Source organism: Marinobacter lacisalsi (assembly GCF_042651045.1).
GTDB lineage: Bacteria > Pseudomonadota > Gammaproteobacteria > Pseudomonadales > Oleiphilaceae > Marinobacter > Marinobacter lacisalsi.
Genome location: NZ_JBHSDI010000001.1, coordinates 640529 through 665001 on the forward strand (window position 1 = coordinate 640529; position 24473 = coordinate 665001).

The window sequence follows — 24473 nt, forward strand, 5'->3', positions numbered from 1 at the left end:
GTCCTCAGGTTACATCCTGCGACGATGTCTGTTTCAGCAGGGCCGCATCGGCCAGTGTGCGCACCAGTGCCCTGGCCAGATCTTCCGGCGAGCCGGTCAGGCTGGTACAGCCGGTGGCAGCGACCGCCTCGGGCATGGCACTGTTGGCGCAGGTGTCGCTGCTCTGCACCCAGATGTTACTGCCAAATGCCCTCAACATGGGAGCGGCCATGGCGCCATCGTTACCCATGCCGGAAAACAGTATGGCATGGCAGCGGGCACCGAAGTGGTCACCAAAATTCAGCAGCACCTGGTCGATGGACGGCCCATAGGGGCCTGGCCAAGCATTGTTCTTCTCAGTCAGGGTGCCTTCCGGGGTCAGGGCCCATTCCCGCTCCACCGGTATCATCGTTACCTGACCACAGGCGGGGCGCATACCCTCCTCGGCCCGCTGCAGGCGATAGTGGGCATGACGCCCGAGCACCCTGGCCAGCACCTCCGTAAAGTTGCCATCAATGTGCTGGGCGTAGATGAACCCCACCGGCAGCCCGGGGGGCAGGTGATCCAGAAACGCCTTCACCGCCGCAGGTCCACCCAGGGAGGCCCCCAGCACCCAGATTTCCTCGGCAATATGCCCGGGGGCCACCGGCGTGATCCATGGTGGCATTTCCACCGTGGCCGGTCCTTCGGAAGGTCTGGCCTCCAGTTCTTCCAGGGCCTCCTGGGACTCCGTCTCTTCAAGGGGGCCCAGCTGTTGTTCCAGTTTTCTCTGCAGGCGCCGTTCCCAGCGTACGAAGTCGCGGGTTCCGGGCTTGGGCGCGGAATCAATCCCGAACAGTATTGGCGCCTCGGTGTGGTCCAGCAAATGATCAAACAGGGCAGGATGGTCGGCCTCGTCCTCCAGCGTCACCAGCCAGAGATCGACGTCCGGCAGTACCTCGTAGCTGAGGATGCGCTCCGGGGCTCCTGAGAACCCCGGGCGTAGTCCGAAACGACCTGTAGCCTCCTGTAGGCGGTGGCGCTGCAAGACGTCGTCAGAGACAATCGCGACCGCAGGCCGCCCGCCCCCATCTGACATCAGGCGCCTCCGTCTCCGACATCCGCACCGGTCAGGCTCTGGATGGTTTCAAGCAGCTCGGTTTCCTGGAACGGCTTGCCCAGGTAGGCATTCACGCCCAGGCCGAGTGCCCGCTCCCGGTGCTTGGTGCCGGTCCTGGAGGTGATCATGCAAATGGGTACCTCCCGCAGGTCTTCGTCGTGACGCACGAAACTGGCCACTTCGAAGCCGTCCATCCGCGGCATCTCGATATCCAGCAGGATGATGTCCGGCCGGTGGTCCTGGAGCTGGGCGACGGCATCGAGGCCATCCTTCGCGGTGACCACTTCCATGCCGTTGCGTTCCAGCAGGCGGGAGGTCACCTTGCGCACGGTGACCGAGTCGTCCACCACCATAACCAGGGTGGGGCGGTCTTCCCGGTACTGTTGCTGCTGGGCCGCCTGTTCCGACAGACGCTGGCGCTCGGACAGAATGTCAGAACGGATCATCGCCGGCAGGTCGAGGATCACCACCACGTTGCCGTCACCCAGGATGGTGGCACCGGACACGCCGCGCACGGAGCTGAACTGCGGCCCGAGGGATTTGACCACGATTTCCCGGCTACCCAGCAGGCTGTCCACCTGCAGGGCCATGGGCTGTTCGGAACCACGTACCAGAATCACTGGCAGGGGCAGGGCCTGGCCCTGCAGCTTGGGCCGGTGGTCACTGTGCAGCAGGCCACCCAGGTACTGCAGGCGGTAATCCTGGCCGGCGTACTCGTACAGGGGCGCTTCTGGCTGGTAATACTCCTCCAGCTCCCAGGTGCTGACCCGCACGATACCCTCGATGGTATTCAGCGGGATGGCGTAGAAGTCCTCGCCGGTGGACACCATCAGTGCCCGGTTCACCGAGACGGTAAACGGCAGGCGAACGGTAAAGGTGGTGCCTTCGCCAACCCTGGAGTCAATGTCCAGGCTACCGCCCAGTTGCTTGATCTCGCTGGCAACGACGTCCATGCCCACGCCACGGCCGGAAATCTGGGTGACGGCCTGGGCCGTGGAGAAGCCGGGCTGAAGAATGAACTGCAGAATTTCCCGCTCGCTCAGGTCTTCGTGTTCACCCAGCAGGCCCCGCTCAATAGCCTTACGGCGAATGACCGGGCTGGGGATGCCGGCGCCATCATCGCTCAGGCGCAGGACCACTTCGCCGCCTTCCCGGGTCAGGTTCAGGGTGACCTGACCGGTTTCCGGCTTGCCGGCCTTGGCCCGGTCGGACGGGGTCTCGACACCGTGATCCAGGGCGTTCCGGAGCATATGCTCCAGGGGCGCGATCATGCGCTCGAGGATGTTGCGGTCCAGCTCGCCTTCCGCGTTGAAGACGTCGAACTCCACCTTTTTCTCGAGTTCACCACTGATCTGCCGGACGATCCGCCGCAGCCTCGGTACCATGGAGGCGAACGGGATCATGCGGGTCTTCATCAGACCTTCCTGCAGCTCGGTGTTGATCCGGGACTGCTGGACCAGCAGGGTATCGGTATCCCGCACCCGGTCCGACATGGTCTCCCGCAGGTCAGCAAGGTCCGATGCCGATTCGCTCAGGGCCCGGGACAACTGCTGGATGGAGGAATAGCGGTCCATCTCCAGGGGGTCGAAGTCCTCGGTGTAATCGGGACCGTGTTCCTGCTCGGCCCGGAACAGGATCTGCGCCTCGGTTTCGATGTCCATCCGCCGCAGCTGTTCTCGCAGACGGTCGATGGTGGCGGCCATTTCGTCCAGGGTGTGGCCGAAATCGCTGTTCTGCTGCTCCAGTCGACCACGGGTAATACTGGTTTCGCCGGCCAGGTTGACCAGGTCGTCCAGCAGTGGTGCGGATACGCGTATGGTCTCCTGAGCCGCCCGGGCGCTTTCCTTGCGGCGCTGTTCGATGGCCTTGCGCGCCGGTTGCGGAGGCCGTGGGCCGGACTCCCGCTTGGCGGGGGCCGGCATGGCGGCTTCCCCGGTCGCTTTGGGGGCCTCTTTCTCGGGTTTTGCTTCGGCTTCCACCGGGCCCTGGCCGGCCATATAGTCATCGAATGACTGACGAACCTGGCCTACCGAGGCAATCAGCCCGTCATGGTGCCGGGTGATCTTTTTCCAGTCATCCGGAGTCGGGGCCTTGTCGCCCAGCTCGGTGAGCAGAGTTTCAAAATCGTGGGACAGGTCGCCCAGTTTCGGCTGCTTCGACAGGCGGGCACCGCCTTTAAGGGTGTGCAGTGCGCGCTGGGCCTCCTGGCTGAAGTGCTGGCTTTCCGGCTCCTGATGCCAGTCCGCGAGCAACTGTTCCAGCTGGTCGAGGATTTCCTGGGCTTCTTCCAGGAAGATCTCAAGCACCTCGGTATCGGGCTCATCCTCAGCGGCCGCGGTGGTTTCTTCCTCTGCCGGCTGGGCGGCTTCGTCCCGGTGGCTGGCCGCTTCCCTGAGCAGACGCAGCAGGCCGTTATCCGGCTGGGGCCGGTTGCCTTCCTCCAGGTTGCCCAGCATAGCGCGCAGGCCTTCATTGGCCCGCTCGCTCAGGGACAGCACCAGGGGTTGATTACCGGAACCTTCCAGCAATGGTCCCAGCGCATCGGACCAGGCCTCGGCCAGATCGGCCACGGCGTCGATATCCGCCAGACGGGCGCCGCCCTTGAGGGTGTGCAGTTCCTGCTGCAGCTGGGTAATACCGGACAGCTGTTCGGGATCCTCGCGCCACTGCACCAGGCTTTCTTCGATGGACTCGCAGATATCGAGTCCTTCTTCCAGGAACATGCCGGTGATCTCTTCGGCACTCAGTTCCAGGCTGCTGTCATCGCCTTCGGTAGCTTTGGTCTGGGAATTATCCGACAGGGAGTCTGCTGTCGGTTCGTCGAGTTCCGCAGCCTGTTTGTCTGCGGCAGTGTCCGCTGCGGTCGGTGCCGGCTTGCCATCAATAATGGCCTGCACCCGACTGACCAGCTCATTGGCGGCCGCGCAGGGACGGGAGGTGGCAACCTCGTCCACCATGTTGGCCAGCCGGTCATGGCAGGCGAAAAGCAGGTCGAGCATCTCCTGGCTGGCGCTGATGCGACCGTCGGCGACCCGCTCGAACAGGTCTTCCAGGACGTGGGTCAGGTCGGCGATAGGGTCAACGCCGGCCATGCGGGCGCTGCCCTTGAGAGTATGCACATCCCGTTGAAGCTCACCGGCCAGGCTGGTGTCGGAGGGATTCTCGCTCCAGCTGTGCAGCGCACTGCCTGTGGAATTGACCAGGTCGTAGGCTTCTTCCAGGAAGATGGCCAACAGTTCCGGGTCCAGGTGAGACAGGTCGAAGGTTTCGGCCCTTTCTTCCACTGATTCATCGGCGCCGCCGGAAGACGTATCTTCCTGCACTTCGTCAATGTCTTCGTGGAGTTGCTCGAGCTCGTTCTCGAGATCACTGACGTCCAGCTCGGGCAGGTCTTCATCGTCCGTCTCGGCGCGGGTGTCTTCCTGACCGGCCTCTTCGCTGTCGTCGATCGGCTCGTGGTCTACGGCCTCAGGCACCTCGGCTTCCGGTGTCTGCTCATCGGTCGCTTCATCGGTGTCATCGCGACTGCCCTCTTCTGAAGTGTCCGGTTCATCTACGGCCAGGTCAGAGTCAGCGAGCGGTGCGTCGGTGGCGTCGGGCTCATCCTCCACATCGGTAACCGGGCGACTGCCGCTGGCGGTATCCATATAGCGACGGATATCGCCTTCCAGGTCTTGCGCGGGCCTCGGTGGTTCTCCCTTGGCCAGCGCTTCCACCATGCCCGCGAGACGGTCATGGCAGCTGAACAGCAGGTCGGATAATTCATCGGTGACGCCCAGGCGCTGTTCTGCGAGGCCCTCGAACAGGCTTTCCAGCTCGTGGGCAAGGTTGCCGATGGCATGGATATCGGCCAGGCGTGCGCCGCCCTTGAGGGTATGCAGGTCACGCTGCAGCAGGCGCAGCAGTTCGCTGTTGTCCGGGCGGGACTGCCAGGATTCCAGAGCGTCGGCGGTGCTGGCGATCAGGTCTTCCGCTTCCTCCAGGAAGATGGCCGCCAACTCGTCGTCCAGGTCGCCTTCCGAGTCACCGCCGGTGGCTGTGGTTTCATCTTCATCCACTTCTGCCGTAGGCAGCTCGTGACTGTCGTAGTCCGCTTCTTCGTCAAGGTCATCCGGTGTGGACAGGGAGTCGGCCAGCAACTGCAGTTCAGCCTGCAGGGTGTGATCGGGTTTGGTGGCCAGGCCGGCGGCGACCTGGTCCATCAGGTTGATCAGGTGCTCATGGGCCGACTGGACGGTTTCCATGAACCACTCGTCAGGGCCTTCGGTATGGGGCAGGGCGTTGTGATAGACCCCGGCCAGTGCCCCGGTGAGCTCGGCAACATCCACCAGACCAGCCTGTTTAGCGCCGGTGGTCAGTTGTTCAAGCTCATGGGAAAGCCGGTCCATATCGCCGGTATTGGCGGGATTCTCCGCCCATTCGTTGACAATGCGATCGGCATCCAGCAGTACATCCAGCCCGTCGCTGAGGAACAGGGAGACCAGTTGCTGGTCCTGACCGCCGCCGGCTTGCGGGTCATCCTGGTCACGGCGTCCGAGGGTGCGGGCGGACACGGCTGCCAGTTGCTCCAGGTAGGCCTCGGTGCCGTCCAGGGGTTGCTGGGGCGTCGTGTGGAGCTGGTCGAGGCCGACCTTGAGGAAGTCGCAGCACTGCCGGATCAGGTTGACGACATCGGCGTCGGCGCGGCGGTTCTCGGCACGGGCCTGCTTGACGTACTGCTCAAGCGGCGTGACCACCCGGGCAATGGGCTCAATGGCCGCGGTATTGGCGCTTCCCTTGAGGGTATGGAGTGCCCGTGATACCGCATCGGTGTAGGCCACGCTGCTGCGGTCGCCGGCCTCGTCCAGGAATTCTTCCAGTGCGGCCAGATGTGTGCGTGCCTCGCTCTCGAAGATCTCCACCAGAATCGGGTCGACCAGGTCCTCATCTTCAAGGGAGGTCTCGGTTGTTTCGTCGGCGCGTGGCTGCTCCGGAGCTGTCGGCTGGGCCCCGGTTTCCTCCGGCTTATCTGCGACATCCTGTGATTCCGCGGCCGGCATTTCCCGGGTATCCGGGATGTCGCCATTGGCCAGGGCATTGGCCCGGGTTTCCAGCGTGGTTGTGTCCACCGACGCAGGCTGTCGCTTCTCGAAGTCGGTGACCAGTGCCGGAATGGTGTCGGCCACGTCCCGCAGCAGTGTGGCGATGTCGTCGTTCATCAACACAGTGCCATCAATCACCCGGTTCAGCATGTTCTCCACCGACCAGGCCAGCTCACCCACGACACTGGCGCCAACCATGCGCCCACTGCCCTTGAGGGTATGGAAGGCACGACGCACTTCCGCCATGGCGCTGCGATCATCGTACTGACTGAGCAGCATGGGCAGGTATTCGTTGATGGTGTCCAGTACTTCAGCGGCTTCCTCGACAAAGATCTCGATGATCTCGTCGTCGATCAGGTCATCTTCGTCCTCGAAGGCCTCCGTTGCCGGCGGCTTTTCGGCGGTGGGTTCCGGCTGCTCCTTCTGTTCGGCGCCCGGTGTTCCGGTGTCCGTTTCGGCGGTCTCTGGCGCACTATCGTCATGACCCGTCTTGCGTGTGTTGGCCATGGCTTCAGCCCGCTCGATCAGGGCGGTTACATCACCGGTGGCGTGACCCGTGCGGAACTCATCGATCAGACCGGGCAGGCGGTTGTTGACCTCATCCACGAGCTGGAACAGGTCTTCGCCAGGCCTGAGTGTCTGGTCGAGAACGCGGTTCAGCAGGTTCTCGATGGACCAGGCCAGCTCGCCAATGCTGGTGGCGCCCACCAGCCGTCCACTGCCCTTGAGGGTGTGGTAGGCACGACGGACTTCGGTCAGTGCTTCGCGATCATCGTGGGTCTGGCGCAGCCGGGGGTACCAGGTGCGAATGGTATCCATGACCTCGCCGGCTTCCTCGACGAAAATCTCGAGGATTTCGTCATCCACCAGGTCCATGTCGGAGCTCTTGGCGCTCTGCTCAGGAGACTCCAGCGGCGCATCGTCGGTTGCCGTAACAGAGGGGGCGGTCGTCGAGGGTTCGTCTTCAACCCAGGTAGGCTCTTCGCCTGGCGGGAACCCGAGGCTGCGCAGGCTTTCTTCGGCGACGCGCAGCACCGATTCATTGTCGGTAATGCCGTCCGCCAGGCGCTCCATGTAGTATTCGACACTGGTGACGGTATCGGCCAGGGTGTCCAGCTGTTTCCAGTCGGGGATGCGCTTGCGTTCCAGCAGGACCTGCTGGATATACTCCCGGGCGGCGGCAAGAATGTCCGCCGGACGTTGCAGGGGAATGACTTTCAGGCCGCCCTCGATGCTGGCCAGCATCTCGGGTACATGGCCAATTTCCCGCGGGTCCCATTGGGATGCGATGAAATTGACGACCGCGCTCTTGACCTGTTCCAGGGCGTTGCGGGATTCCCGCAGCAGCGCTGTGTGGGCGTCGCCCAGTTCCTGGGCGCCAGGGCCGGCATCGCCGTGCTCGGTGTCATCCGCTGCGCGGTGGCTCGGGTGTTTGTCGCGGTCAAGTCCGGACAGGGTGGCTTCGACGTATAGCAGGGCCCCGGCGATATCCAGCAGGGTGCCATCATCGGCGGTTTCACTCTGTGCCAGCAGGCGTTCAACGGTCTCAATCTGTTCGCCGATGATCCGCCGCGGGCTGCCCAGGCCAACCACGGCCAGTGTATTGGCTACCTGCCGCAGGCCTGGCACCAGTTCTTCCAGGTCCTGATTCTGCCGGTTCTGGTCGCGGACAAACAGGTCCAGCTGATCTTTCAGTCTTGCCACTTCCTCGTTCAGAGCGAGGACAACGGACTGGATGGCATCGCGGCCGGGCCCACTGCCGGTATCGTCGCCATCATCACCCGGCAGTGCCTGGTCAAGGCGGTAGCGATCGCGCAGGTCGGTAATGTAGGGCGAGGTCGCGGTCCTGGCCTGGGCCACGTAATACAGCAGGTTACGGAACAGGGTTTCGGGTACCGGCTGATGAAGGATGTCGCCGGGCTCGCGGGTGAGCCGGGCGATTTCAGTGTCCAGTTCCTGCAGCAGCGCTCTTGTGGCCGGCGTCAGCTCATTGATGTCCTGCTGCAGACTTTCGATAAAGCCGCCGGCCGCACGCCACAGCTCTTCCCGGGGGGTGCCGGTACACAGCTTGACCAGGCGCTGGATAACCTTCTGCTGGTTATCGTAGTAAAGGTTATTGTCGCCTCCGGGGCTGGTACTCTCCACCGCCCGGTGGAACATCTTGCCCAGTTTGGCTACGTTGGTCAGGATTTTCGGGTCCTGCAGCAGGCGGGCAACCCGCGGAGAGGCCTCGAAACGGGCCTGGGTCATGTCAGGGCGGAACAGGGACAGGTCGGACAGCAGGCCCTCGCCACGGGCGGCACGCAGGTCGTTCAGCAGTGGCAGCAGGGTCAGGGGCAGATCATCGGCGCTGGAACGCAGGCCTTCCAGATAGCGGGGCAGGCGCAATATGGCTTCCATCAGGATGTCCACGGCCTGATCGGGGCTGTCCACTTCGTTCTTGAGCACACTCTGGGTGAGCTTTTCCATCTCTTCGGTCAGCAGGGCCGCACCCTGCAGTTCGACCATCTGCAGGGTGCCGTTGACCTGGTGCAGGTAGTTCAGACAGAAGCGCAGGCGGGCGGTATCGTCACGATTTTCCACGTACGCTTCCAGTGCCTGCTGGCCCTGTCTCAGGGTTTGTTCTATTTCGCCGCGAACCCAGTCCAGGGCGATGCTGTCATGGTTGTTGCCCATAACCACTCCGGTTATTCGTCGTCTGACTGGCGGCGTATCCACGCCAGCACATGTTCCGAGGGAACCCGCTGCAATCCAGGTGGGTGCCAGCCGGTGATCTCGCCCTGGCCCAGCACCAGCAGGCCGCCGGGAGCCAGATGGTCCGCCAGCCGGCTGACGATTTCCCGCCGGCGCCAGCGGCGGAAATAGATCAGCAGGTTCTGGCAGAATATGATGTTCATTCCCTGCATCGGTGCCTGTTTCAGGTCCAGCACATTGAGCCGGGTGAAACAGACGCGTTCACGAATTCCCTCTGCAATTTCTGCACTGTTACGGGCACCTGCCCGGAAATACCGTTGCCTGAGGCTTTCATCCATGCCATTGAGCCGGCGTGGGTTGAATAACCCCTTCTGCGCCTTGTCCAGGGCCGGCTTGCTGATGTCAGAGCCGGTGACTCCATACAGCGGGGGAAGCCCTAACTGCTCCATGCTTTCGTTCAACAGGATGGCCAGGGTGTATGCCTCCTCACCGGTGGAGCAGCCTACGCTCCAGGCCTCCAGTGGACGCCGGCGGAGCTGTTCCCGCGGCCGGGTCATGACATAGTCAGACACCAGGCGGAAGGCATCCGCGTCCCGGAAGAAACGGGTTTCCTGGACGGTGAGACGGTCCACCAGAGTGGCCCACTCCACCACCGCTTCCGGTCCTGCCACGATCTTTTCGTAATACGCCTGGAAACTGCCGCATCCGATCTCCCGCATACGGATCCCGATATTGGTTTCCAGGAAGGACTTGCGTTCAGGTGCCAGGGCCATGCCGGTCCGGTGTTCCAGTAGCGTTTTCCACTGGTGGAACTGCGCCTCGTCCATATCGGGGAGCGGGCGCAGCGCCCATATTTCGGAGCCGGGTGACAGGTTGCGGGGTGTTTCAGACATAAAGCGTCGTCGCCCCTGCTACCGATGGTCAGCTGACCACCGGTACGTTGCTGTCTTTCTCGTTGTCCATGGTACCGGTTGTGTCTTCTTCCGGCAGCGTGAAGCCGGCCACCGAAGACCGCAACTCGGATGCCATCTCGGCCAGGTTCCCGATAGACCGCGCGGTGGCGTTGGTACCGGAAGACGTCTGGGAGGTGATTTCCTGGATAACGTTCATGGTATTGGAGATGTGGGCCGCCGACGACGCCTGCTGGCGAGCAGCGTTGGAGATGTTCTGGATCAGTTCCGCCAGACTCATGGATACGTTCTCGATTTCCTCCAGGGCCACACCGGCGTCCTGCGCCAGGCGGGCACCACGGACCACCTCGGCGGTGGTGTGTTCCATGGAGATAACCGCTTCGTTGGTATCCGACTGGATGGTCTTGACCAGTGCCTCGATCTGTTTGGTGGCAGCAGAGGAACGTTCCGCAAGACGCTGAACCTCGTCCGCAACCACCGCGAAGCCCCGGCCCGCGTCACCGGCCATGGAGGCCTGGATGGCGGCGTTCAGGGACAGGATGTTGGTCTGGTCGGCAATGTCGTTGATCAGCGATACGATGTCACCGATTTCCTGGGAAGATTCACCCAGTCGCTTGATCCGTTTGGAGGTTTCCTGAATCTGCTCACGGATGTTATCCATGCCGCGGATGGTGTTCTGTACCACCTCGGCGCCTTTCTTGGCGATGGCAACCGAGCGCTCCGCAACTGCGGTGGATTCGGCGGCGTTGGAGGATACCTGGTCGATGGACACCGCCATCTCGTTAACGGCTGCCGAGGCGCCGGCGATTTCCTGGGCCTGGTGCTCGGAGGCGTCGGCCAGTTGCATGGCCGTGGACTGGGATTCCTGGGCCGCGGAGGCAACCCGTACCGCCGTGCCCCGGATGGCCTGTACCAGGCCACGCATCTGGTCGATCGCGTAGTTGATGGAGTCGGCGATGGCACCGGTGAAGTCCTCGGTTACCGTGGCCTCTGTGGTCAGGTCACCATCGGCCAGGTCGGCCAGTTCGTCCAGCAGTCGCAGGATCGCGTTCTGGTTCTGTTCGTTCTGGGCCTGGGTCTGGGCCAGGCGTTCCTGGGCAGCGCGATACAGCACCACACCGATGGCAACAACGGTGGCGACCATCAGGGCCAGGATCAGGTATGCCAGCAGCGGGCTGATGATCCGGGAGCCGGCCTGGCCGGCAAAGCTGTTGGCCAGGGTGGAGATTTCCTGCAGCAGCACCTGAGAATTCTGGAAGATACTGTTGGACGCTTCACGAACGCGCTTGAGGTAGGGCGAGGCGTCAAGGATGGCATCGATGTTCTGGGAAACGAACTGGAACTGCTCCTGGATTGCCTCCAGACCGTAGCGGGCTTCCTCAATGTCGATGCGGGAGATGTTCTGGGCCGGGTTGCCTTCCAGCTGACCCTGGAGGATGCGTCCGAATTCAGTCGCATCGCGACCGAACCGGTCGGCGGCAACCACGGCGTCCTCGTCACCGGACAGTACGCTGTTCACCGCCCGTGCGATACGTTCCGCCAGCAGTGACTGACGCTGGGCCAGAGCCACCTGTTGTGCTGGTGCGTCGTTATCCAGCAGCACCGTGACGATGTCGCGGTAGTCACGCTGAAGGTTGGGGATGGTGTCGTTGAGACGGCTTGCCACCTCGTGGAGGGCCAGCACGTCTTCCCGGGTGTTTACAATGCGGTCAGCGCTTTCGCGAACGGTGTTCCAGTACGGCTGGACCTCGCTCTCGGCCGCCAGTTCACTGGCCGGGAGGCCGGTTTCCGGATTGCCTTCCAGGATGTAGCTCCACAGCCGGGCAAATTCGTTGCGGCTGGACTGGAGCTGAGTAAACGCTTCCGCGTTACCGTCAGCCGCCTCGGTGGCGTTACTGGTGATCTCCTGGGACAGTACCCGCAGTTCACCAGCGTAGGCGATGTATTCCTGATCGTTCTGACTGTTCTCGTTAACGATGAACAGAACCACAACGAGCAGCACGGTAAGTGCGATCAGCGCTGCAATCAGGCCGGCAACAAGCTTGTTGGCGCCCTGGCCCATGCTGAATCTTCCGGCTTTGTTTTTCATCTTTGGCTCCCGGCCTCTCTTCTTTTTGGCAAATAGGTTTCAGGGGGTAAGTCGGCCAGCGATGCCGGCACGGCCGCAAACATTACCACTGTGACACATCCAGAAAGCGCTCATCATCAATCAGCGCAAAAGTTGAGAACACGTTCCACGTTTCCTCGTCCCGGACGTAACCGCCCTGGACGAACGGCTGGACCACCTCGTGCACATCACCCGGATGAGCCTGAAAGCTGTCCTCGGCGAAGTACTGCATGCCTGCCACGTCGTCGACCACCAGGCCGGTAAAGATATCGTCCTGTTCGACAACAAGGATGCGGCGATCTCGGTTGCTGCGGGCACCCCGCGGCAAACCGAAGAATTGGGCCAGGTCAATCAGTGGCAGCAGCCGGCCACGAACGTTGGCTACGCCCAGCATGAACGGACGAACCCCCGGTACATGGGTGTAACGGGGGACATGAAGGATTTCCACGACTTCGCCCATGGGCGCGACATAGCGCTGGCCGGCCAGCATGAAGCCGATGCCGTTCCAGAGGGCGACGGCCTCCTGCTGTTCCGGCAGGCCGGCAGCCAGGGACCGGCTTCGCCGGGCAATATCCGTCAGTACGGCAAACGGGGCGGCCTGGGCAGACATGCTTACTCCACGGGGCGAATTCAGGAAACGAGGCTGTCGATAGTGCTGATCAGGTCGCTCTCTTTGACCGGCTTGACCAGATAACCCTTGGCGCCCTGACGGGTACCCCAGACACGGTCGGTTTCCTGGTCCTTGGTGGTCACGATCACCACCGGGATAGAGGCAGTTTCCGGTGCGCGGGTCAGTTGCCGGGTGGCCTGGAAGCCGTTCAGTCCGGGCATGACTACATCCATCAGTACCAGGTCGGGGCTTTCAGCCCTGGCCATGGCAACGCCGTCGGCGCCGTTGTCAGCGGTCAGCACTTCGTGTTTGTGCTTCTCCAGGATGGTGGAGATTTTCTTGATTTCGGTGGGGGAGTCGTCAACGATCAGAATTCGGGCCATGATATCCTCAATGGTTCTCTTTATTAGGACGAACGTTACTTTTCCGCCTGGGGAACGTATTGGCGAATCGTGTTGAGCAGTTCGTCCTTGCTGAACGGTTTGGTCAGGTACTGATCCGACCCCACAATACGCCCCTTCGCTTTATCAAACAGCCCGTCCTTGCTCGAGAGCATGATGACGGGCGTCTTGCGGAAGGCGGAATTGTTCTTTATGAGGGCGCAGGTCTGATAGCCATCCAGACGCGGCATCATGATATCCACGAAAATGATGTCGGGGTGCGAGTCGGCTATCTTGGCGAGCGCATCGAATCCGTCGGTCGCGGTGATTACCTCGCAGCCCACTTTTTTGAGCAGCGTTTCTGCGGTGCGACGAATGGTCTTGCTATCGTCAATCACCATGATTTTCAGATTTTCGAAGTTGTCATCCATTGTGCAACTGCCTTGCGCTCTGCGAGTGTCGGTATTCAGAGAGTTGCTTTTTAACACACAAACCGAGGGTGTTCTATCAAGCCACTCTATTTATAGGTTATTCGTGACCGGCAACAAAGTTTTAGTTTGTGACGTATTGTACACGCGCACAGTTTGAATCGTCTGCTGCGACGATTTTTTGTCGCCTGCGCTTTGCTTCAGGCAAAGGCGGGTGCATTCCGGCGCCGGGTGCAATACCATCTCACGCTCAGCATAGCACCGTTTAACAGGTATGCTCTGTAGACGGGTTCCTGTTTTTTTCATGATTTGACCGGGGAGGTTCGATGACAATCAGAATCGGCGTGGTAATGGATCCGATCCAGGATATCCATTTCAAGAAAGACACCTCCCTGGCAATGCTGTGGGCGGCCCGGCAACGGGGGTGGCAGATTGAGTACATGGAACTGCCGGATCTGTACATGAAAGGCGGGCAGGCACGGGCCCGGGTGCGGGAGCTGGATGTGCGAATGGATCCGGCCGACTGGTACAACTTCATCCGTGAGTCGGACATCGCCCTGGGTGATCTCGACGCGATCCTGATGCGCAAGGACCCGCCAGTGGACCGGGAATTCCTGATGTGCACCCATATCCTGGAAGCGGCGGAACGCCAGGGCGCGCTGGTGGTCAACCCCACCCAGGCGCTGCGGGACTGCAACGAGAAGCTCTTTGCCACCCAGTTCGAGGACTGCACACCGCCACTGATCGTGACCCGCTCGGCGGATCGGTTGCGTGAATTCTACCGGGAGCATGGTGACGTCATCATGAAGCCGGTGGATGGCATGGGCGGCAAGTCCATCTTCAGGATCCGCGAGAACGACTTCAACCTGGGCGTTATTATCGAGACGCTCACCAACGACGGTCAGCACCAGTGTATGGCCCAGAAGTTCATTCCGGAGATCACGGGTGGCGACAAGCGCATCCTGCTGATCGAGGGCGAGCCGGTGCCTTATGCCCTGGCCCGGATTCCGTCCGTGGGCGAAAACCGGGGTAATCTGGCTGCCGGCGGGCGCGGGGAAGGCCGCGAGCTGACGGCCCGTGACCGGGAAATCTGCGACCGCGTGGCGCCGGTACTGAAGGAGAAGAACCTGATCTTTGTGGGTATCGACGTGATTGGCGACTACCTGACCGAGATCAACGTTACCAGTCCCACCTGCGTGCGGGAGCTGGATGCGGCGTTCGGCATCGATATTGCGGGCCAGCTCATGGATGCCATCGAGCGTCGTCTGGGATAATGGGCCGCTCTTGATGATCCTCTGACATAGGAACCCCCTGGAAGTGGCAGGAATGGCAGCACAGGTCACGGCGAATGATCGCCTGATGTTTACATTGTTCATGGCGCTTGCGCTGCATGCGGTGGTCTTGCTGGGGGTGACTTTTGCCCCCGAAGAGCCCGCCACCAGTGCCTCCACCATGGAAATCACCCTGTCCCGGTTTGAGGATGAGCAGGCCCCGGACGAGGCGGATTTCCTGGCGGCCAGCAACCAGCAGGGCAGTGGTGAGGCGGAGGAAAAGCTGGAGCAGACCACCACCGAAGTGGCCGACGTCAACGCCCGCAAGGTGGAGCAGGTGCAGCCGGTCCAGCCAACGGTAACCGAGCGCCAGCCCCGGGAAGAACGGGAAGTGGTTCAGGCCGAGGCCCGGTCACAGGAGGCGGAAGTCCGTGAAGAGACCCCGGAGGCGCCCGAGGAAGATCTGCCGGTGGCCGAGAAGAAAAGTCTGATGGAGCGCAGCCTGGAAATTGCCAGCCTCGAGGCGCGCCTGGACGCCCAGCAGCAGGCCTATGCCCGCCGGCCCCGGGTCACGCGGGTAACCGCTGCGTCTACCCTGCAATCCTCCAACGCCTGGTACGTGCGCAACTGGATCGACAAGATCACCCGCGTTGGCAACAGCAACTACCCCGAGGAGGCCCGCAACCGGGGTATCTACGGCGACCTGCGTTTGCTGGTATCCTTGCGCAAGGATGGCACTATAAAGGAAGTGAGCATTCTCGAATCTTCCGGTAGCTCGGTGCTGGACGACGCCGCCATCCGCATTATCCGTCTGGCCGCACCGTTTGCGCCATTCCCGGAAGCCATGCGGGAGAAAACCGATGAGCTTGAAATCATACGCACCTGGTCTTTCCAGCGGCGGGGGCTGACATCAGGATGAGTGAACGTGAGCGGCAGGGTCAGAATCTCAAGGGTCAGTTCCTGGTGGCATCGCCCTGGCTTGGCGATCCCAACTTCCACGGCGGTATTGTCTATATCTGCGATCATGACGCCGACGGCACCTTCGGCCTGCTGATCAACCAGCCGCTGGATGTGTCGCTGGGGGAAATCCTGGAACAGCTGGATATGGACGGCGAGCATCTGGCGCAGCCGGTCTTCGGCGGCGGCCCCGTCCAGCAGGAACGAGGCTTCGTGCTTCACCCCCTGGCGCGCGACTGGCAGAGCACCGTGGCGGTTAGCGACGGGCTGCACATCACCACCTCCCGGGATATCCTCCAGGCCATTGGCAATGATGCCGGTCCTGAGCGCTACCTGGTGGCCCTGGGCTATTCAGGTTGGGGCGCTGGTCAGCTGGAAGAAGAGCTGGCAGGCAATGCCTGGCTCACCTGTCCGGCCAGTGATGCCATTCTCTTCGACACCCCCTGGCAGGATCGCTATCGCACTGTGTTGGCACAGATGGGTATTGATCCCGGGCAACTGGATCAGTCGGTGGGCCATGCCTGACTCGGAATCCGGCGTGGCTCGCCAGCGTCAGGTGCTGGCCTTTGATTTCGGCCTGCGTCGTATCGGCGTCGCCTGTGGCCAGGAAATGCTGGGTTCTGCTCGTCCGGTTACCATGATTGCCGCCCGGGATGGCATTCCGGACTGGCGCCAGATTGAAGCCCTGCTGAAAGAGTGGCAGCCGGACCTGATTGTCGTCGGTCTGCCCCTCAATATGGATGGTACCGAAAGCGATATGTGTGCCCGGGCGCGTAAGTTCGGCAAGCGCCTCCACGGTCGCTACCATGTGCCGGTGGAAATGATGGATGAGCGGTTGAGCAGCTTCGAGGCCAAGGAGGCGGTGCTGGCAGAGGGTGGCAGCAGCGATTTCGGACGCCACGGCGTGGACGACCTGGCGGCGGTACTCATTCTGGAGAGCTGGTTCAACCACCAGAAGACCCGTCCTGACTCATTGATGTAGCGGAGGCTGACGCCACCATGACCGACATACCCGAGGTTCCCGCTCTGCTCGATACGCTGGAGCAGTCGCTGCGGCGTTATCTGAGCGATCGGGGTATTACCGATCCACTGCTGGTGGGTATCCGTACCGGCGGTGTCTGGATCGCCGGCGAACTGCACCAGCGGCTGGGGCTTAACGAGCCCTTCGGTGAGCTCGATATTTCCTTCTACCGGGACGATTTCAGTCGCATTGGCCTTAACCCCAGGGTAACTCCGTCACACCTGCCGTTTGAAACCGAGGACCGCGACCTGGTGCTGGTGGACGACGTGGTGATGAGTGGTCGCACCATTCGTGCCGCCATGAACGAGCTGTTCGACTACGGCCGGCCCAGCTCCATCAGCCTGGTGGCGCTGATCGACCTGGGCGGGCGAGACCTGCCCATCCAGCCGGATGTGGTGGCCCATCGCCTGACGCTGCCAGCCAGCCAGCGGGTCAAGCTGGTGGGGCCGGATCCCCTGAGAATTGAAGTGCGGGAGGTAAAGGCATGACTGTGTCTGACCAGCTCAGCCCCCACGACCGGGCATCCCGGCGCCTGCAGCTGACCGATGAAGGGCAGCTGCGACACTTTATTACCCTTGATGGTCTCGACCGGGCCATGCTGACCGATATCCTCGACACCGCCGATTCCTTCATCGAAGTGGGCGAGCGCACCATCAAGAAGGTGCCCCTTCTGCGGGGGCGCACCGTGGTCAACCTGTTCTTCGAGTCCAGCACCCGTACCCGCAGCACCTTCGAGTTGGCCGCCAAGCGGTTATCCGCCGACGTGCTCAACCTGGACATCAACACTTCGGCCACCTCCAAGGGAGAGTCGCTGTCCGACACCCTGCTCAACCTGGAAGCCATGGCCAGCGACATGTTTGTGGTGCGCCATTCCCAGAGTGGTGCGCCCCACTTCATTGCCGAATCGGTGACCCCGGGCGTGGCTATCATCAACGCCGGCGACGGCCGCCACGCCCACCCCACCCAGGCAATGCTGGACATGCTCACCATCCGCCAGCACAAGCAGCGCTTTGAGGGTCTGAAGGTGGCCATCGTGGGGGATATCCTGCATTCACGGGTGGCCCGGTCCCAGATCCGGGCGCTGCAGACCCTGGGGGCGGAAGAGGTCCGGTTGATTGCGCCTGGCACGCTGCTGCCGGCAGACGTGGACAGTCTCGGCTGCGCCGTGGAATACGATATGGCGAAAGGGATGGATGACCTGGATGTGGTGATCATGCTGCGCCTGCAGCGGGAGCGGATGGAAGGGGCCCTGCTGCCCAGCGAGCGGGAGTTCTACCGGCTCTATGGTCTGGATTCGGAGAAGCTCGCGCTGGCCAGGCCTGACTGCATCGTCATGCACCCCGGGCCCATCAATCGTGGTGTGGAAATCGAATCCGCCGTGGCGGATGGGCCGCAATCGGTGATCCTGAATCAGGTCACCAATGGCATCGCCATTCGCATGGCGGTGATGTCCATGGCCATGAGTGGTCAGGTGGCTGAGCGTGCTGCCCGGGCCCGGCAGCAGGGAGGCGCGCAATGACCACCACTCTGAGAATCGACAATGCCCGCCTGCCGGGCGAGGCTGGCGGCATCCATCTGCTGGTCCGTGATGGCCTGATCCAGTCCATGGGCGGCGAGGCTATCCATGACCCTGCGGATGTCGTCATTGATGCCAGTGGCCTGACGCTGTTGCCCGGTTTTGTGGATCTGTGCTGTAACCTGCGGGAGCCCGGCAACGGCCAGAAGGGCAACATCGCCTCGGAAACCCGGGCAGCCGCAAGGGGCGGGTTTACTACCGTCTGTGCGTCACCCGACACCTCGCCGGTGAACGATTCCGGTGCCGTTACCAACCTGATCCGGGATGTGGCGCGAACGAAGTCTGCGGTCCGGGTGTTACCCATTGGTGCCGCCACACGCGGCCTGGGCGGTGAGTTGCTCAGTGATATGGTGGGCCTCACCAGCGCTGGCTGTGTGGCTTTCAGTAATGGCAACCACGCCATGACCAATGCACGCATCCTGCGCCGCTGTATGGCCTACGCCCGCACCTTCGACCTGACCCTGATGCTGCAGCCGGTGAATCAGGCGCTGGCCGCCGATGGCTACGCCCATGATGGCCGGGTAGCGGCCCAGTTGGGGCTGCTGGGCGTGCCGGAAGTGGCCGAAACCGCCGCCGTGATGGAAATGCTGCTGCTGGCGGAGGAAACCGGAGTGCGCCTGCACCTGGGTCAACTGTCCTGTGCCCGCAGTGTAGAGATGGTGGCTGAGGCCCGCAGTCGTAGTGTCTCGGTAACCGCCGATGTGGCCATGCACCAGCTTGTCTTCACCGAGGAAGCCCTGTCCGGCTTTGACAGCCGCTACCATGTGGTGCCGCCCCTGCGCACCGAGGCCGACCGCAAGGCATTGTTACAGGGTGTCGAGGATGGCGTAATCGACGCCATCGTCAGCCAGCATCAGCCTCACGATACCGCCGCCAAGCAGGCACCCCTGGGCATTACCGAGCCCGGGCTGTCCACTGTGGAGAGTCTCTTCTCCATGGGGTTGGCGCTGGTGGAGAAGGGCGAGCTGACCATGAATGCCCTGCTGCGTGCCCTGACGGAAGGTCCGGCCGCTGTCATCGGCTGGAACGCCGGCATTGAGCAGGGTGCAAAGGCCAGCTTCAGCCTCTGGGACCTGGACAGTCGGTGGCAAGCCACCCCGAGCGTATTGCTGTCCCGGGGCCACCATGTGCCTGTATCGGGTCAGGACTTAAAAGGTGTAGCCCTCTGGACCGTGTGCGAGGGGCAGGTGGCTTACCGGCTGGAGTGATCTCCCCCTCCATTTATCAGTGATAAAAAAAGCGCCGTGCCGTGAGGCAGGGCGCTTTTCTATTTCTACGAACCGAGAGTTACAGCTTCGGCCCGGCCGCCACGATGGCGTCGGATACCTCAAACTTCTTGAAGTTCTCCACGAACTGGCCGATCAGTTCCTGTGCCTTGGCGTCGTACTCTTCCTTGCTGGCCCAGGTGCTGCGCGGGTTCAGCAGGTTGCTGTCGACGCCCGGCACCGCCTTGGGCACGTCCAGGTTCAGGGTTGGCAGATGCTCGGTTTCGGCGTTGTCCAGGTCGCCGTTCTGGATGGCGCTGATGATGCCCCGGGTGGTGGGGATGCTGAAGCGCTCGCCCACGCCGTAGGGGCCGCCGGTCCAGCCAGTGTTGACCAGGAATACCTTGCTGCCGAAGGCATCCATCCGCTTCATCAGCAGTTCGGCGTAGACGCCGGCTGGACGCGGGAAGAAGGGTGCGCCGAAGCAGGTGGAGAAAGTGGACTTCAGCTTGGAGGAGGAGCCCATCTCGGTGGAGCCCACCAGCGCGGTGTAGCCGCTGAGGAAGTGATACGCCGCCGCTTCCTTGCTGAGGATGGACACCGGCGGCAGTACGCCGGTCATGTCGCAGGTCAGGAAAACGATGTGGGACGGCTCGCCGGCACGGTTTTCCTCGACACGCTTTTCCACGTGCTCAAGCGGGTAGGCACAACGGGAGTTCTCGGTGAGGGAAACGTCGGTGTAGTCCGGCTCACGGGTGTCCGGATCGATGGCCACGTTTTCCACAATGGCGCCGAAACGGATGGCGTCCCAGATGATCGGCTCGTTTTTCTTGCTCAGGTCGATGCACTTGGCGTAGCAGCCGCCTTCAATGTTGAAGACCGTGCCCGGGCCCCAGCCGTGCTCGTCGTCACCGATCAGGTAACGGTCCGGGTCGGCGGAGAGGGTGGTCTTGCCGGTGCCGGACAGGCCGAAGAAGAGGCAGGTGTCGCCGTTGTCGCCCACGTTGGCGGAACAGTGCATGGGCAGCACGTCTTTCTCCGGCAGCAGGAAGTTCTGCACGGAGAACATGGCCTTTTTCATTTCGCCGGCGTAGTGCATGCCAGCCAGCAGCACCTTGCGGTCGGCAAAGTTGATCATCACGCAGCCGTCGCTGTTGGTACCGTCCCGCTCGGGGTCACACTCGAAGTTGGCGGCGTTGAGGATCTGCCACTCGCTCTTGTCGGACGGGTTGTAGCTGTCCGGGCGGATGAACAGGTTGCGGCCGAACAGGTTCTGCCAGGCGGTCTCGGTGCGCATCTGCACCGGCAGGTAGTGTTCCGGGTCAGAACCCACATGAACGTGGGACAGGAAATGTTCCTTTGAGGAAAGGTAGCTTTCCACCCGATCCCACAGCGCGTTGAACTTGTCTGCGTCAAAGGGCCGGTTGATCGGTCCCCAGTGAACGGAGTTTTCCGTACCGGGCTCCTGAACAATGAACCGGTCCATCGGTGACCGGCCGGTACGCTTGCCAGTCTTCACGACCAGCGAACCGTTGGCGGCCAGTTGACCTTCGTGTCTTTCCAGTGCCAGCTCGACCAATCGCGCTGAGCTCAGATCCGTATAAGTTGTGCTCACTTCGACCTCGCCCTCAAGATGTCTTTGGACTGCTCTGCCCACGTGCCCCGGGACAGCAGCGGGTTGGCGGATTTATGAGCAGTCGGGTCAATTCAGGCGCGCTATTATGCCAGAGGCGTCCTGAAAAAACGACAGCCCGACAAACCCCTTTCCAGGGGGCTTGCGGGCTGATGTCCCGCCTTATTGGACAGAACCCGTGGATGTCGCAGATCAGTGCAGTGTATGCCCCGAGAACAGCTGATCGATATCGATGCGCTGGAACTGGTAATGGGCATGGCAGAACTGACAGTCCATCTCGATGCTACCCTGTTCTTCCAGAATGTTATAGCACTCATCCTTGCCGATGGACTGCAGGGCCGCCAGGGTGCGCTCGCGGCTGCAGCTGCAGCGAAAGGCGACGGGTTCCCGGTCGAACAGGCGGACATCCTCTTCATGAAACAGGCGATGCAGTACGGTCTCGCTGTCCAGGGTCAGCAACTCCTCGGCGGTGATGGTGGCCGCCAGGTGCTCCACCCGCTCCCACAGTTCGTCGTCTTCCTCGGTGGCGCCGGGCAGGCGCTGGAGCAGCAGGCCAGCGCAATGCTTGCCGTCGGCGAACAGGAACAGGCGTGTGGCCAGCTGTTCCGAGCGATCAAAGTACTCTTCCAGGGCACCGGCGAGAGTGTCGGCTTCCCGCGGGACCACACCCTGGTAGCGCTGCCCCTGATCGGGAGTAATGGTGATGGCCATGCGGCCCTGGCCCAACAGCTGGTTGAGGGTTTCGCCTTCCGGCTGCGAACGCTCTTCGTCAACGCGGGCGATACCGCGGATGAAACGGTCGTGGCTGCATTCTGCCAGCAGGGTGGTGACGGGGCCTTCGCCATTGGCCTGCAGTGACAGGGTGCCGCTGAACTTCAGGGTGCTGCTCATCAGTACGCTGGCTGCCAGGGATTCCCCCAGCAGTTGGGCGACCGGCGCCGGATAGGTGGTCTGCGAGAGAATGTCACCATAGCTGTCGCCCAGGTGCACCCAGGCGCCCCGGATCTGGCTGTGTTCAAAAATAAACTTGCGGAACTGGTCTTTGGCTTGCATCCGGTTTCCATCAGATTAAAGGATTTCTGGGTCAATAAAGGCCGGGGTGCCTGAAGCTCAGGCGGGCGGCAGGGTCAGAGGCCCTGCTGTTCCCGGAATTTCTGCAGGTCACGCCGGTCTTTTTTGGTGGGCCGGCGGGCCGGGGGTAACTGGGCGGCCTGCATGGTCTTGCGCTGCCAGGCCAGATCTTCCCGTTTGCGGATGCTGTCGTCGGTTTCGTGGTAGAGGGTCTGGGCTTCCGGTGCGCCCCGTCGTTTGTCCGATATGGCATCGATAACCACGATACGTTCCTGAAAGCCCTGGCGCAGTTTCACGGTGGCTCCGGTTTCCACGGTCTTGCCGGGCTTGCAGCGCTGATCGTTGTAATGGACCTTGCCGCCTTCAATGGCGTCCTTGGCCAGGGAGCGGGTTTTGTAGAAGCGCGCGGCCCACAGCCACTTGTCGAGGCGTACCTGGGATTTGCCGGTGTCCGGATGTTTCTGGCTCATGATCCTCCGCAGGGTATGACGGTATCCCGTGTCTGGTTAACTATTATACCGGTCCTGTTTCCCTGATGTCAGGGGGCTAGTGTCCCGTCTGGCTAATTCCTTAATCCACTGCTTGCCTCTGAGGACTCTGGCCAAGGCGCCAGTCTGCAGGTGTGGTGGTTCCACCTCAAAGACTGGCAACACAGGCTCAGAGTCCTCAGAGGCAAGCCCTTCGGGAGCTTCTGAAGAACCGAATAGCGTCGTTGTGCTGTCTCGATTTGGAACCACCAAACCTTCACCAGCACGCCTGGCTCTTCGGCTTTTCAGAAGCTCAGTAGGTTAAGGAATTAGCCAGACGGGACACTTGGGGGTCGAGGGCCGGCAGTACCTCGGAGAAGTGGGCCACGGCGGGAATTTCCGGATGCGGGTCCCGGGGCGGCTGGCGGCTGTCTGGTGATAGTATGGCCAGGCACTGGCCAATACCGGCGCGGCGGGCGCTCTCCAATACCGGAAAGCTGTCATCCACCATGATGGCGCGTTCCCGGTCGTGGGTCAGTCGGTTCAGCAGGTTGTCCCAGAAAGCCTGGTCTTCCTTGGCGGCGCCCAGGTCATGGCTGGAAACGATATCGTCCACCAGATGCTCCAGTCCGGTGCGGTCCAGCTTCAGGCGCAGCGGGTCCGGGTGGCAGTTGGTGAGGATGACCGGTTTGAGACGGTGGCGGCGCAGCGCCCGCAAAAACTCCCGCACCTGGGGGCGGTAGGCAATGCGCTCGCCCACTTCCGCCTTGAGGGCGGTGATGTTGAGGCCGAGCCGGTCGCTCCAGTAATCGGTGCAGTACCATTTCAGGGTCCCCCGCTCCGCCATGATCATGGGCACGACCAGATCGCGGGCCTGGTCAGGGGTCATCCGGTACGTTTCGGCGTATCGGCGGGGCAGGTGCTCCAGCCAGAAATGGTTATCGAAGTGCAGGTCCAGGAGCGTTCCGTCCATATCCAGGAACACATGGTCTGCGCGGAACCAGTCAATCATAGTGCCACTGCCATCTGTCGGGTTGACGTTTCAGGGTGCCCCAGTTGGGTGAGCGCTTCAATGGGGGTTATCGCTGACATCGGGTGCAGTAGACCGTGCTGCGCTGGTTCATACGGATTTCCCGCAGTGGTCGCTGGCATTCCACGCAGGGCTGTCCCGCACGACCATACACCAGCAGTGACTGGGCGAAATAGCCCGGTTTGCCCTCGCTGTTGACGAAATCCCGCAGGGTGGTGCCACCCATCAGGATGGCAGCGCTCAGGGTCTCGCGGATGGCCTCACACAGTTGCTGGTAGCGGGCAGCGCCAATCCGCCCTGCTGGCCGGTTAGGGTGTATTCCGGTCTTGAACAGGGCTTCATTGGCGTAGATGTTGCCGACGCCCACCACGATCCGGTTGTCCATCAGGAAGCTCTTTATCGGGGTCTTGCGGCCCCGGGACTTGCGGAACAGGTAGGGGCCGTTGAAGTCCTGCCCGAGGGGCTCGGGGCCCAGGCTGGCCAGCAGCGGGTGGTTCAGAGGGTGCTCGTCCCACAGCCAGCAGCCAAAGCGCCGCGGGTCGTTGAAGCGCAGCCGGATGCCGTCAGTGAACACCAGGTCAATATGGTCATGCTTCTGGGGTTCACTGCGGTCAGTAATGACCCGCAGGCTGCCGGACATGCCCAGGTGGACAATCACTGTGCCATGGTCAAATCGCAGCAGCAGGTACTTGGCGCGGCGGTCCGCCTCTCGCAGTATTTGCCCGGCCAGCCGCCCGGGCAGGTCATCGGGAACCGGCCAGCGCAGGCGAGGGTCGCGGATGATCAGTTCCGCGACCTGCTTGCCCTCACTGTGGGGGGCAACGCCGCGACGTGTGGTTTCAACTTCCGGTAGTTCGGGCAAGGGGCGGTCCTCGTGATTCCTGATCAAATGGTAACAAATCGCAGCGTAATTACCGTTGTTTGGGCGAACAACTGTACGCTAAAGTGAGTGC

General features: G+C 62.0%; 19 protein-coding genes. 7 read left to right on the forward strand and 12 right to left on the reverse strand.

Annotation, left to right across the window (positions count from 1 at the left end):
* Window positions 1-4: 4 nt before the first annotated feature.
* The 7 genes from ACFOZ5_RS02955 to pilG form a co-directional block, all read right to left on the reverse strand.
* Window positions 5-1057 carry a chemotaxis protein CheB gene (locus ACFOZ5_RS02955; protein ID WP_379885322.1) on the reverse strand — a complete coding sequence of 351 codons (1053 nt, stop codon included), beginning with the start codon at window positions 1055-1057 and terminating at the stop codon, window positions 5-7.
* A complete protein-coding gene (locus ACFOZ5_RS02960; RefSeq protein WP_379885323.1) occupies window positions 1057-8835 on the reverse strand; it encodes an Hpt domain-containing protein in 7779 nt (2592 codons plus the stop codon). The genes ACFOZ5_RS02955 and ACFOZ5_RS02960 overlap by 1 nt, the downstream gene beginning before the upstream one ends.
* Window positions 8836-8846: 11 nt before the next feature.
* On the reverse strand, window positions 8847-9746 hold the full coding sequence (locus tag ACFOZ5_RS02965; RefSeq protein WP_379885324.1) for a CheR family methyltransferase: 900 nt from the start codon (window positions 9744-9746) through the stop codon (window positions 8847-8849).
* A 28-nt stretch (window positions 9747-9774) separates the two neighbouring features.
* A complete protein-coding gene (locus tag ACFOZ5_RS02970) occupies window positions 9775-11853 on the reverse strand; it encodes a methyl-accepting chemotaxis protein (protein ID WP_379885325.1) in 2079 nt (692 codons plus the stop codon).
* Between the two features lie 82 nt (window positions 11854-11935).
* On the reverse strand, window positions 11936-12481 hold the full coding sequence (locus ACFOZ5_RS02975) for a chemotaxis protein CheW (protein WP_379885326.1): 546 nt from the start codon (window positions 12479-12481) through the stop codon (window positions 11936-11938).
* Window positions 12482-12501: 20 nt separating this feature from the next.
* A complete protein-coding gene (pilH, locus tag ACFOZ5_RS02980) occupies window positions 12502-12864 on the reverse strand; it encodes a twitching motility response regulator PilH (RefSeq protein WP_379885327.1) in 363 nt (120 codons plus the stop codon).
* A gap of 35 nt (window positions 12865-12899) precedes the next feature.
* Window positions 12900-13292 (reverse strand): twitching motility response regulator PilG, encoded by a 393-nt coding sequence (gene pilG / locus ACFOZ5_RS02985; protein ID WP_379885328.1) that lies wholly within the window; start codon window positions 13290-13292, stop codon window positions 12900-12902.
* A gap of 323 nt (window positions 13293-13615) precedes the next feature.
* On the opposite strand from pilG, the gene gshB reads away from it, so the two are divergent.
* Genes gshB through ACFOZ5_RS03020 form a run of 7 tightly spaced genes read left to right on the forward strand, consistent with a single transcriptional unit; the run spans window position 13616 to window position 19322 of the window.
* Window positions 13616-14563 (forward strand): glutathione synthase, encoded by a 948-nt coding sequence (gene gshB / locus ACFOZ5_RS02990; RefSeq protein ID WP_379885329.1) that lies wholly within the window; start codon window positions 13616-13618, stop codon window positions 14561-14563.
* A 52-nt stretch (window positions 14564-14615) separates the two neighbouring features.
* The gene (locus ACFOZ5_RS02995; RefSeq protein WP_379885330.1) at window positions 14616-15479 is read left to right on the forward strand and encodes an energy transducer TonB; all 864 of its coding nucleotides are present in this window, start codon (window positions 14616-14618) and stop codon (window positions 15477-15479) included.
* Window positions 15476-16042 carry a YqgE/AlgH family protein gene (locus tag ACFOZ5_RS03000; protein WP_379885331.1) on the forward strand — a complete coding sequence of 189 codons (567 nt, stop codon included), beginning with the start codon at window positions 15476-15478 and terminating at the stop codon, window positions 16040-16042. The genes ACFOZ5_RS02995 and ACFOZ5_RS03000 overlap by 4 nt, the downstream gene beginning before the upstream one ends.
* Window positions 16035-16499, forward strand: coding sequence for a Holliday junction resolvase RuvX (gene ruvX / locus ACFOZ5_RS03005; RefSeq protein ID WP_379885332.1), 465 nt, complete (start codon window positions 16035-16037; stop codon window positions 16497-16499). Before ACFOZ5_RS03000 ends, ruvX begins: the two co-directional genes overlap by 8 nt.
* A 17-nt stretch (window positions 16500-16516) precedes the next feature.
* Complete coding sequence (gene pyrR, locus ACFOZ5_RS03010; RefSeq protein ID WP_379885333.1) at window positions 16517-17026, forward strand: bifunctional pyr operon transcriptional regulator/uracil phosphoribosyltransferase PyrR; 510 nt, start codon at window positions 16517-16519, stop codon at window positions 17024-17026.
* Window positions 17023-18057, forward strand: coding sequence for an aspartate carbamoyltransferase catalytic subunit (locus tag ACFOZ5_RS03015; RefSeq protein WP_379885334.1), 1035 nt, complete (start codon window positions 17023-17025; stop codon window positions 18055-18057). The genes pyrR and ACFOZ5_RS03015 overlap by 4 nt, the downstream gene beginning before the upstream one ends.
* Window positions 18054-19322 (forward strand): dihydroorotase, encoded by a 1269-nt coding sequence (locus ACFOZ5_RS03020; RefSeq protein WP_379885335.1) that lies wholly within the window; start codon window positions 18054-18056, stop codon window positions 19320-19322. Before ACFOZ5_RS03015 ends, ACFOZ5_RS03020 begins: the two co-directional genes overlap by 4 nt.
* A 79-nt stretch (window positions 19323-19401) precedes the next feature.
* Here ACFOZ5_RS03020 and ACFOZ5_RS03025 read toward each other — a convergent pair whose 3' ends face one another.
* The 5 genes from ACFOZ5_RS03025 to mutM form a co-directional block, all read right to left on the reverse strand.
* On the reverse strand, window positions 19402-20976 hold the full coding sequence (locus tag ACFOZ5_RS03025) for a phosphoenolpyruvate carboxykinase (RefSeq protein WP_379885336.1): 1575 nt from the start codon (window positions 20974-20976) through the stop codon (window positions 19402-19404).
* Between the two features lie 168 nt (window positions 20977-21144).
* A complete protein-coding gene (hslO, locus tag ACFOZ5_RS03030; RefSeq protein WP_379885337.1) occupies window positions 21145-22005 on the reverse strand; it encodes an Hsp33 family molecular chaperone HslO in 861 nt (286 codons plus the stop codon).
* 74 nt (window positions 22006-22079) lie between these two features.
* Window positions 22080-22493 carry a ribosome-associated heat shock protein Hsp15 gene (gene hslR, locus ACFOZ5_RS03035; protein WP_379885338.1) on the reverse strand — a complete coding sequence of 138 codons (414 nt, stop codon included), beginning with the start codon at window positions 22491-22493 and terminating at the stop codon, window positions 22080-22082.
* A gap of 310 nt (window positions 22494-22803) precedes the next feature.
* On the reverse strand, window positions 22804-23502 hold the full coding sequence (yrfG, locus tag ACFOZ5_RS03040; RefSeq protein WP_379885339.1) for a GMP/IMP nucleotidase: 699 nt from the start codon (window positions 23500-23502) through the stop codon (window positions 22804-22806).
* 67 nt (window positions 23503-23569) lie between these two features.
* Entirely contained in the window at window positions 23570-24382 is an 813-nt protein-coding gene (mutM, locus tag ACFOZ5_RS03045) for a bifunctional DNA-formamidopyrimidine glycosylase/DNA-(apurinic or apyrimidinic site) lyase (RefSeq protein ID WP_379885340.1), read from the reverse strand.
* Window positions 24383-24473: the final 91 nt, after the last annotated feature.

What these genes read in the sequence shown, in the direction of transcription:
- ACFOZ5_RS03020 (WP_379885335.1), top strand. Translation starts at nt 18,054, where the DNA reads ATGACCACCACTCTGAGAATCGACAATGCCCGCCTGCCGGGCGAGGCT.
- hslR (WP_379885338.1), bottom strand. Translation starts at nt 22,493, where the DNA reads ATGAGCCAGAAACATCCGGACACCGGCAAATCCCAGGTACGCCTCGAC.
- ruvX (WP_379885332.1), top strand. Translation starts at nt 16,035, where the DNA reads ATGCCTGACTCGGAATCCGGCGTGGCTCGCCAGCGTCAGGTGCTGGCC.
- pilG (WP_379885328.1), bottom strand. Translation starts at nt 13,292, where the DNA reads ATGGATGACAACTTCGAAAATCTGAAAATCATGGTGATTGACGATAGC.
- ACFOZ5_RS02995 (WP_379885330.1), top strand. Translation starts at nt 14,616, where the DNA reads ATGGCAGCACAGGTCACGGCGAATGATCGCCTGATGTTTACATTGTTC.
- pilH (WP_379885327.1), bottom strand. Translation starts at nt 12,864, where the DNA reads ATGGCCCGAATTCTGATCGTTGACGACTCCCCCACCGAAATCAAGAAA.
- ACFOZ5_RS02970 (WP_379885325.1), bottom strand. Translation starts at nt 11,853, where the DNA reads ATGAAAAACAAAGCCGGAAGATTCAGCATGGGCCAGGGCGCCAACAAG.
- yrfG (WP_379885339.1), bottom strand. Translation starts at nt 23,502, where the DNA reads ATGATTGACTGGTTCCGCGCAGACCATGTGTTCCTGGATATGGACGGA.
- ACFOZ5_RS02965 (WP_379885324.1), bottom strand. Translation starts at nt 9,746, where the DNA reads ATGTCTGAAACACCCCGCAACCTGTCACCCGGCTCCGAAATATGGGCG.
- ACFOZ5_RS02960 (WP_379885323.1), bottom strand. Translation starts at nt 8,835, where the DNA reads ATGGGCAACAACCATGACAGCATCGCCCTGGACTGGGTTCGCGGCGAA.
- gshB (WP_379885329.1), top strand. Translation starts at nt 13,616, where the DNA reads ATGACAATCAGAATCGGCGTGGTAATGGATCCGATCCAGGATATCCAT.
- ACFOZ5_RS02955 (WP_379885322.1), bottom strand. Translation starts at nt 1,057, where the DNA reads ATGTCAGATGGGGGCGGGCGGCCTGCGGTCGCGATTGTCTCTGACGAC.
- ACFOZ5_RS03000 (WP_379885331.1), top strand. Translation starts at nt 15,476, where the DNA reads ATGAGTGAACGTGAGCGGCAGGGTCAGAATCTCAAGGGTCAGTTCCTG.
- hslO (WP_379885337.1), bottom strand. Translation starts at nt 22,005, where the DNA reads ATGCAAGCCAAAGACCAGTTCCGCAAGTTTATTTTTGAACACAGCCAG.
- ACFOZ5_RS02975 (WP_379885326.1), bottom strand. Translation starts at nt 12,481, where the DNA reads ATGTCTGCCCAGGCCGCCCCGTTTGCCGTACTGACGGATATTGCCCGG.
- ACFOZ5_RS03015 (WP_379885334.1), top strand. Translation starts at nt 17,023, where the DNA reads ATGACTGTGTCTGACCAGCTCAGCCCCCACGACCGGGCATCCCGGCGC.
- pyrR (WP_379885333.1), top strand. Translation starts at nt 16,517, where the DNA reads ATGACCGACATACCCGAGGTTCCCGCTCTGCTCGATACGCTGGAGCAG.